Consider the following 8,851-nt stretch of genomic DNA (forward strand, 5'->3'; position numbering starts at 1 on the left):
CTATATGTCTGGCTTACCTTCGGGCGACTTTACAACAGACGGCAATCGGAATGCCTTTGGTAATTTCCTACGGCAGGCCGCTTCGGCGATCCAGAAAGGCAAGCCTTCTTCAGCGATCAAAAAGATCGAGAAAGCGATTGAACGTACGGACGGCTGTGCTTTGAACGGAACGCCCGATACACATAACAAGCGCGACTGGATCACCAGTTGCGACGCGCAGGCCGTCGTTCATGCCTGTCTCACGGAAGCCTTAGAAGCTCTTCAGAGTGAGACAGCCGGAACCGGTCAGGGTCATTCGAACGGGCGTGGCAAGGGACACTCTAAGAATAATCACAAAAACAGACACTAGCTTACCGCTGGTCCTCAATTTGCTTAATAACTCGACGCTTGATAATTACGGTTTTCGCCCAAATTATCAGGTGTTGGATTCATTTATATTTTCACACTCAATAGTGCCATCTTTCAATGGCAAAGTGAAAAGTAGTGCGGATGGGGCCACCCCATGAGTGAAAATTCGGCTGTCCAAGAATTTAAAACTGGAAGCCTCGTCTTATTCACCTGCGTCATCGGCGTGAGCGCAGGGCTTGCGTCTCTCTCTGCTACTGTCGGTGTCGAATAGATTGATTTATTTATTGGAGAATCCCTATGCCAAAACATGAGAAAGTCCTTGTTGAAAACATAAACACCCCCGGAAGGCTTCATAGCGTTAATGCTGAAAAGTATAGCGCAATGAAGAAAGCTATTCTTTCGTCCTTGCCGAGTGCACCGCCGGGGAGAAATTTTAATGAAGCCTTAGTCGAGGTTAAAAAACATCTCCCTGAAAAACTGTTTCCGGGTGGCGCAACGTCGGGCTGGTGGTTCAAAACTGTTCAACTGGATTTGGAAGCCAAGCGCGTGTTGAAACGCTCCGACACAAAACCACTCCGGTGGTGGTTGGTCTGATTGCATCTAGATCAACGCCTTCCCAAGTTTAGTTAATACCCTAGAATGCTGCCATGACAGCCAAATATTCAGTGTCTTAAAATCGCCCAATTAAGGACACTCGGCTAATGTCGGTTATGCCCCCAAATGCACGATATATCGATGTCGCCATCACTGTCATCACGCCGTCACGACCCAGCCGAAATGTGATGGCGTGATGGCGGTGCTTGGAGATGGCATAGCGAAGTGGGGCCTATGACATGCTCTGGACCATCAAATTCAACATCTACAACCTTTGCGATGACGCCATCGCAGGGCCGTCATTGTCAGGCTTGTTCTAGGCGTTCGGGTCGTTCGGGTATCCTGGCGAGGGTCTCCTATGATGGGGCGATGCCCCGGCAGATCTCCGAGAGATATAGAACGGCCAGAACGGCCAGAACGGGGTCGGTAAGGTGGCGCGCGTCTGGATCTTTGGAGCTCCCTGCCGATACTAGCACCACCTCCGGCAACTTAAATTCGCGCGATAATGGGTCCCGTCAGGCCCCTCTTATATTACTATGCTGGCCCCCATGGGGTAGCGTCGCCGGGTCATGGTGGCCCGCCGTCAAGGTGGGTTGCGCGATCGGCCCTCGGGCCCCGGGGGCACCATTCCGCAGGGGCCCTAAGCCTGAACTCTTGCTGGGTAGCCAAGGCATCATCCCGATCCCCCAGTATGCGCGAAAGCCTCACTCCTTCACGTCCCGACTATTCGCGATATGCTCGGAGAATACCTCGGACCGTTCCGACCACTGCCGACCATGGCCCCTTGTCATTCATGTGTCACCGCGCCGCATATCCGGAACACCTCCGAATAATTGTGGCCGGATTCCCCGGATGTTTTTCTTCCCCTGTAACCCAACAGGAGCCAGATCATGACCCGAAGACCCAACCCACCCAAAGTCACCTTGGGCACGTGGAACCGCCAGAAAAAGCGCTTCCATACCGTCAATTGGTGGTGCCCCGAGACCGGGAAGAAGCGCCGCCTCTCGTTCAGGACCAAGCGGGAAGCCGAAGCCAAGCAGGAGGAGGTCCTCGCGAGCTTGGCGGGCGAGCGCTATTTCAACGCCAACATCAATCCCAGTGTCGCGGAGGTCGCGGATCATTGGCTGGACGCCAAACGCGGCTCCGTGAAGGCTCAGACCATCAAGGGCTATCAACCGCTCCTCAAGATCATTGTTGGGCCCCTGCTGCAAGGAACGCCGCAAGAGCGGGCCCATCATGCACTGACGGGCGAGAAGCCCAGCCGCGACACCAAGCTGCTGCTGATGTTGGGCGAGCACAAGATATCGGCGCTGACCACGGCCCAGCTCCGGCAGTGGCATAACCTCGTCCGCAAGGAAGTCGGAGCCCATACGGCCAACCGCTGCATGTCGATGCTGCGCTCTATCTTCTCCATGGCCGAGGAAGACTTTGGCGTGCGCGTTTGCAAAACGCCGACCAATCTCGCCCGGCGTAAATCCAAACCCAAGAAGGACATCCTGACCGCCGAGGAGGTGGCCCAACTCATTGATTATGCCGAGACTGACTTTGATCGGGGCATCTATTACGTCTTCCCCTTCCTCACAGGCGTCCGCATATCGGAGCAGCTGGGTCTTCTATGGGAGGACGTCGACCTTGAGGCGGGCGTCATCCACATCCGGCGCGTGCAGGAACGGGATGGGACATTGACCGACCGCACTAAGACGGAAGCCGGGACGCGCGAGATTCCCATTTCGAAGACGCTGCGGCAATTCCTCTTGCAATGGAAGCTGATTTGCCCCCGCCTTGATGGTGAGCTCTACCGGGTGTTCCCGGGTCGCGGGGTCAAACGGGCTTGGCCGCACATGTCGCGAGAAGGCGGCGGCGGGCCGCTGCTGTACGCCAACTTCAGGCAGCGCTATTGGAAGCCTGCCTTTAGCCGGGCAGGCGTTCGCTACGTCACCCATCATTCCGCTCGCCATGCCTTCGTGTCCAATCTGCAAGCGCAGGGCGTCGAGGTCGGGCTGGTGGCCAAGATGACAGGCCATTCCAATCCCATGGTGACGCTGGGCTACTACACGCAGGCCACGCGCGGCGGGGAAGCGGCAATTGCCAAGCTGGATGCGGCCTACCGTCATGGGAGCACAGGGGCATGATTAAGCTGATCCTGATGGTCATCATCATCCCGATCATTCTGGAACACCTCTTCGACTAGAGGCCGGAGCGGGTGCGGGAGGGGCATCGGGTCGCGGGGCCATGACCATGCCGGGGCACTGCCTCCTGCCGCTCCCGTGTACCCGGGACGGGACGCCCCTGCATATAGATAGGCCCCCTCTATGCGCGCGCGTCGCCGAGCTCGCCCGAGAGAGGCTGACCCTACTCTCAGCACGCTCATTGGGGCATCGCTCACCGGGTCTCGAGGGGTAGTGTGTGACAGTGAAATAGGTCAGATTAACGCCGCCCGGAGAAGGATCTCAGCATGGGGTCACAGGGGCCCTAAGTAGAGATGGAGCTAAAGCATCGCCTCTCCTAAATTACCTCGTTTCCATATTAATCCATATTAAACCTTGCCATATGGATTTTATGGTCTTATAGAGCCTCTAAAGGACATTTCCTATGGAGTTTACGAATGGCCAAGCAAATCGAAGTCTCAGATTGGGCATACCAAACAATCTCAACATTAATGGCGGAAGACGACACAGCGGGATCTGTCATATCTCGGCTATTGGCGAGCGCCATATCACCAGAAAATTCGACGCAGACAATCGCCGCCCACTCAAATGAATTGAACTTTCACCTCGCGGCAGTACCCGATTTGACATTCACAAAAATCATCGCGGTCAAGGTAAACGGTAAAACCATCAACGCTAACAAGTGGAAGTCTCTTCGGGATGAAGTGATAAAACTGGGCATAGAAAACGGTGTGAATATGGCCGATATTTCTTCAGTTCATACGGTGACTGGAGAAAAGAGCGACGAGGGATTTGAGTTTCATGAAACGCTTGGGATATCGATTCAAGGACAGAGCGCCAAAGATTCATGGAAAACCTGCTCGGACATTTGCTCCCTTATTGAAGCGAGTGTCGAAGTGCTTGTTCAATGGCGGGATAATGAGAAGGCCGCTTATCCGGGAAAAAAAGCAAAACTATTGATACCTTAAGCTGGCACCCAACAAAACATAATCTGCATCACGAAACTAAAACTAAACTAGGGAAGGACGTCACATGGCTGAGAAACGCATAGACATTCAATATAGAGGGCATCGCATTATAGCGAATTTAGGTGGGGCCATGGTCTACCCTGAAAAGCACCCAATCGATGGCAGCAGCCAAGGGGAATCCTTGGCGAATGCAAAAGCCTTTATCGATGCAAAATATAACGAAAGACAGAAGAAGCGAACAGCACCGCACATCGGAACGGTTGATGATTACGCTGAAGCGCTAGCAGCATTGAAATTAGGAGCGCACGAGCGCGCCATGTTGTCCGCGCATTACAGGGCAGAGGGACGGCGCTTAACCGCGACACAACTTGCAGAAAGCGCTGGTTGGGACGGATTCAGCTCGGCCAATAGCCACTATGGACGACTCGGGAAAAGAGTTGCGGAGCATGTAGAGTTAGATTTGAAGGGACGTGACGATGAAGCCTGGACACAAGCCCTAGCAGAATTTGATGAAGATACACGTCAGTGGACAATGCATGATGATTTAGCAAAGGCACTTCTTCGACTTAACATAGTCTAATCTGAGTCGTTTATTCAGGTTTTGATTGAAAGCGGGCCACTTTTTGCGAAGCTTTAGGAGAGCATTCTATGCTTGCTTCACCATTGCCGACCTTAACTACGGCTCCAGAGGCCATTAGCTGTGTCAGTGCATCCACAGGGCCTTCATCTTTTCGACTGGACTGATCAAGCTCAAACAAATTTTGAGTCACGCCATCGAGCCAAGCCGGTGGAACATTCGATAGCCCGTTGTCCTCTTCGCCCATTTCTAAGACTGTTTCAATGACCCAACTTGCCCTATCAATATCGAATAAATATCGTTCTAGGCTATGAGCTCGTTTACCAGCTTCTGCCTCTAAAGAACGAAGATAACTTAACATATACAAGCCAATAGCAGTCGCTGCAATTATCCCGAGCGCACCCCTTAATAAAAGTGACCCAACAACCCAAGACGACATAGGAATTTGAGTAATAGTCCCATCTTTTGCGACTATTGGTGCGAGTTTAACTATCTGCGAGAAAGACCAAAAGCCAAGCCCCGCACTAAGAATTAAACCTAAAAACCCACAAATAAGGATTGGCCATCTAAGTTTTCTGGCTGAGGCGGGTATAATCTCGTGAGTCTGCCTTTCTACGAGGTTTCTTGTTATGTCGCCCCGTATTCCTCTTCGTGTAGATCGCGCATCAGCATTATCAAGTTCAGCTTCTTTTGCATCGAGATCTGCCTTAATTTTATTGAGTTCTTCTTGCTCCAATTTAGCGGCGGCTGCAATTTCTTCGAGACGAATTCTTTGTAGTTCTTCTTGTTTCTCAAGTAGATCGTCCATTCGTTTTTGTTGTAGAAGCTGGGACTTAGCAAGATTATCGGCCATACCTGCAGAAACTGATGACAACTTAGTAAAAAGGTCGGCAAAAGGTCCTTCATTTGTAATCAACTGACTTACATTTCCTGAGGGAGATAAATGCTGTGCGATGAGGGCCTTTAGTTTTTCAAAGCTTTCCGTTTTTGTGGTTGCTCCATTAAAAATAACTTCGCTCACTTTGGCGCTTGGACGAGGTTCGTATGTCAACGCCCCATTACGATTTGTAATTGGTACACTTTCAACCCGTTCGAAAACGAGTGTGTCAAAAGTAATTTTAGGAATGCTCGCCGAAAGCTCGGTGGTTCCGTCAAAGGCTAGTCTAAGATTTTTTTGAGCTTCTATCCCATTTCGCCAAGAAGTAATTTCTTCCGTTACAAGCTCATTTTCATCTTCATCTAGCGAGACCTTCGGTTCTGTGGAGGGCATAGAATTGAGGTGGGTAACGTTAATGACCAAATTTATTGCCGGAGCGGTGGACACAGTCACTGAATTTACCAGAGATTTTTTTACGATGTCATGAACAAGCCTTTTCAGCGCCCCATCTGTCGGAGATAATATTTGCAATATTTGGCTAATGTTTCGAGACATGATGACCACCTTTAAAATTCAATGAGCCGCCGCCGGATGCGCGGCAAAACGTACCACTAAGTAGATCAACCTGTGAATAGCCGACTTTAAGGCCTTTGTCTCAGGTGTACCCCAACTTTTTGAACCCCATCTGTAAACGCGTCCTGTCCATTTTTGTTTAGTTTTAATTTTGCAGGATTCAGTGGGTGTCAAACATTGAGATGGCTATTAAAATTGATGGGAATTGCCTCGGAGTTTTGAGCGGGCTCAAACTGCGCCTTCGACACTAGCGTTCGTTTAGGAGGGTGTCCCCGGGCCATATCGAGGTGACAAGCTGGTGACAGCGGACCTCTTGCAAAACGGTGACAACCAGTCCCGATTGCAGACGCGCAGGCCGAAGGACCTGATTTATATATCGAAAATTGTGAGGGAACTGGTGGAGCCTAGGGGAGTCGAACCCCTGACCTCTTGCATGCCATGCAAGCGCTCTACCAACTGAGCTAAGGCCCCGATCAGGTCGGGTATATAGAACCATTATCGGGGCCGATGTCTCGGCCCCGTAGGCAGGCTGCGCGTCATAGGGCTGTGCCCCTGTTCGCGTCAAGCGGCTTGTGTGCTGCTTTTACGTCTATGTGTCGAGTTCGATGTCGTCGTCATCATCATCGTCATCATCGTCAGCTCCGGGAGGGCCTTCGTCGGCGTCATCGTCATCAACGAGAGCGGCGTCTTCATCCTCATCATCGTCAATGTTTTCGACATCCGGGTTTTCTTCGTCGTCGCCGTCCGAACCGCCGATGATCGCGACGTCGTCGCCATCAAGTTCAAGCTCTTTCGCTTCGACTTCTTCCTCGTCGATATCATCTTCATCAATTTCGACGACGTCAGACGTCTCGTCCTCATCATCATCGTCTGTTTTGGATGATTTCAATTGTGATGCGGGGACGAGGCCTTGCTGATCGAGCTCAGCCGGGTCGAAGCTGTTCTTACACATTGGGCAGATGGCCGGATTGCTATTGAGGTCGTAAAACTTGGCCTCACATTCCGGGCAAGCCCGTTTCGTGCCGAGCGCTTCGGCGCGTTTTTCTTTTTTTGTCTTCGCTGCAGCCATGAGGGACTTGCCTTAGAATATCAGGTGGGCCGCCCATTTTCGATCTTGCGACCTTGTGATCCGGGCGGGTCGGGCTTACGGCCCTGAATTCGGTTTAACGGCGGGTCTTTAGCGGTCCGTCAATCTCTGTCAACATGCACGACCCGGAACCTACAGTGAACCACACTAAACCCGCCTCTAGTCATTCATCCAATCCCTTGTTGGGCCACATCCGTGCGCCGGGCGATAAATCAATCTCGCACAGGGCGATTATGTTCGGAGCCATGGCGACAGGTCGGACGACCATCGCGGGCCTGTTGGAAGGCGCAGACATTGTCGCCACGGCGGACGCGATGCGTGCGCTCGGCGCGACGGTCACGCGCACAGGGGACGGCGACTGGACGGTTGAGGGGGTCGGGGAGGCCGGTTTGCGCACACCAGATGCGGTTATTGACTGCGGCAACGCTGGCACAGGTGTGCGCCTGATTATGGGGGTCGCCAGTGCCTATGATGTGAGCGTGACATTTACGGGCGACGAAAGCCTCCGCTCCCGCCCGATGAACCGCGTGCTCGACCCGCTGCGCCTGATGGGCGTGAGCGCGGACGCACAAGACGGCGGGCGCCTGCCGTGCACGATCCGCAGCAATGGCGCGCTCACCGCGATTGACTATTCTCCGCCCAAAGCGTCTGCGCAGGTCAAAAGCTGCGTCCTGCTTGCAGGTCTTGGCGCGCAGGGGCGCACGACTGTGCGTGAGCTGCACGCCACCCGTGATCATACAGAAACCATGCTGGAAGCCTTTGGCGTGCCCGTCCACCGCGACGGGTTGGCCGTGAGCCTGGACGGTCCCGCGACCCTCAGCGCGACCCATGTCGATGTACCGGGCGATCCCAGCTCGGCCGCCTTTGCCATTGTCGCGGCGTTGATTGTGCCGGGCTCGGACGTGGTGGTCGAGGGCGTCATGCTCAATCCGCGTCGAACCGCTTTGTATGAGGCGCTGACACAAATGGGGGCCGATATCACCTTTGAGAACACCCGCGCCGTCGGCGGCGGCGAACGGGTCGCCGATATTCGCGCGCGGTCTTCCAAACTGACGGNGTCGCGGCGTCGGTGGCGCAGGGCGAGACGGTGATGAACGGTATTCACGAGCTGCGGGTCAAAGAAAGCGACCGGATCGCCGCGACTGTGGCGCTGTTGCGCGACAATGGCGTGCAGGTCGAAGACCGCGAGGACGGCATGACCGTCACGGGCGGGACTGTCCGAGGCGGGGCGACCGTAACGACCCACCATGATCACCGCATCGCCATGAGTGCGCTCATTTTGGGCTGCGTGGCGCGAGCCCCTGTCAGCGTCGATGACGCCAGCATGATCGCGACCAGCTATCCTGATTTCTTTGATCATATGGCGACACTCGGCGCAAAGATGGATTAATCGCGTCCCCGTCCTTCATGGCCGGGGACGATCACGCGTCAGCCACGCGCTCACGTTCCACCGCGCATCAAGGCGTCGGCCATTAGCCAAAGTGTCATGAGGCGACACGAGCGCGGGCGCTCCCCCGTGACGGGTAGAGCAATAGAGAACCGATTTACACGAAGGCTGATGTGCCCCTAGCTTTATAGACACCTTGCTACTTCATTTTGCTGTCATCTCAAATTCGACGGGTGACAACATCCCGTTGTTAGCATGCCTGCGTTTCGGAT

6 protein-coding genes, 1 tRNA gene and 2 pseudogenes are annotated in these 8,851 nt (G+C 53.7%); 6 read left to right on the top strand and 3 right to left on the bottom strand.

The window, feature by feature from the left end:
- From IE105_RS15075 to IE105_RS15095, 5 genes and pseudogenes are all read left to right on the top strand, one after another.
- Window positions 1-349, top strand: a pseudogene (locus IE105_RS15075) (hypothetical protein); the annotation flags it as partial.
- A gap of 296 nt (window positions 350-645) precedes the next feature.
- Complete coding sequence (locus IE105_RS15080; protein WP_189499716.1) at window positions 646-942, top strand: DUF6958 family protein; 297 nt, start codon at window positions 646-648, stop codon at window positions 940-942.
- 890 nt (window positions 943-1,832) lie between these two features.
- Window positions 1,833-3,074 (top strand): tyrosine-type recombinase/integrase, encoded by a 1,242-nt coding sequence (locus tag IE105_RS15085; RefSeq protein ID WP_189499717.1) that lies wholly within the window; start codon window positions 1,833-1,835, stop codon window positions 3,072-3,074.
- Between the two features lie 473 nt (window positions 3,075-3,547).
- Window positions 3,548-4,078 (top strand): T4SS efffector SepA family protein, encoded by a 531-nt coding sequence (locus tag IE105_RS15090; RefSeq protein WP_189499718.1) that lies wholly within the window; start codon window positions 3,548-3,550, stop codon window positions 4,076-4,078.
- Between the two features lie 64 nt (window positions 4,079-4,142).
- Entirely contained in the window at window positions 4,143-4,658 is a 516-nt protein-coding gene (locus IE105_RS15095) for a hypothetical protein (RefSeq protein ID WP_189499719.1), read from the top strand.
- Between the two features lie 10 nt (window positions 4,659-4,668).
- On the opposite strand, the gene IE105_RS15100 is transcribed toward IE105_RS15095, so the two are convergent.
- The 3 genes from IE105_RS15100 to IE105_RS15110 form a co-directional block, all read right to left on the bottom strand.
- Window positions 4,669-6,087, bottom strand: coding sequence for a hypothetical protein (locus tag IE105_RS15100; RefSeq protein ID WP_189499720.1), 1,419 nt, complete (start codon window positions 6,085-6,087; stop codon window positions 4,669-4,671).
- Window positions 6,088-6,500: 413 nt separating this feature from the next.
- Window positions 6,501-6,576, bottom strand: a tRNA-Ala gene (locus IE105_RS15105).
- Between the two features lie 118 nt (window positions 6,577-6,694).
- Window positions 6,695-7,174, bottom strand: a complete 480-nt coding sequence (locus tag IE105_RS15110) for an FYDLN acid domain-containing protein (protein WP_189499721.1) — start codon at window positions 7,172-7,174, stop codon at window positions 6,695-6,697.
- A gap of 134 nt (window positions 7,175-7,308) precedes the next feature.
- On the opposite strand from IE105_RS15110, the pseudogene aroA reads away from it, so the two are divergent.
- Window positions 7,309-8,582 (top strand): annotated as a pseudogene (gene aroA / locus IE105_RS15115) (3-phosphoshikimate 1-carboxyvinyltransferase).
- Window positions 8,583-8,851 lie beyond the last annotated feature (269 nt).

It is taken from the genome of Algimonas arctica, from assembly GCF_014652695.1.
GTDB classification, from domain to species: domain Bacteria; phylum Pseudomonadota; class Alphaproteobacteria; order Caulobacterales; family Maricaulaceae; genus Litorimonas; species Litorimonas arctica.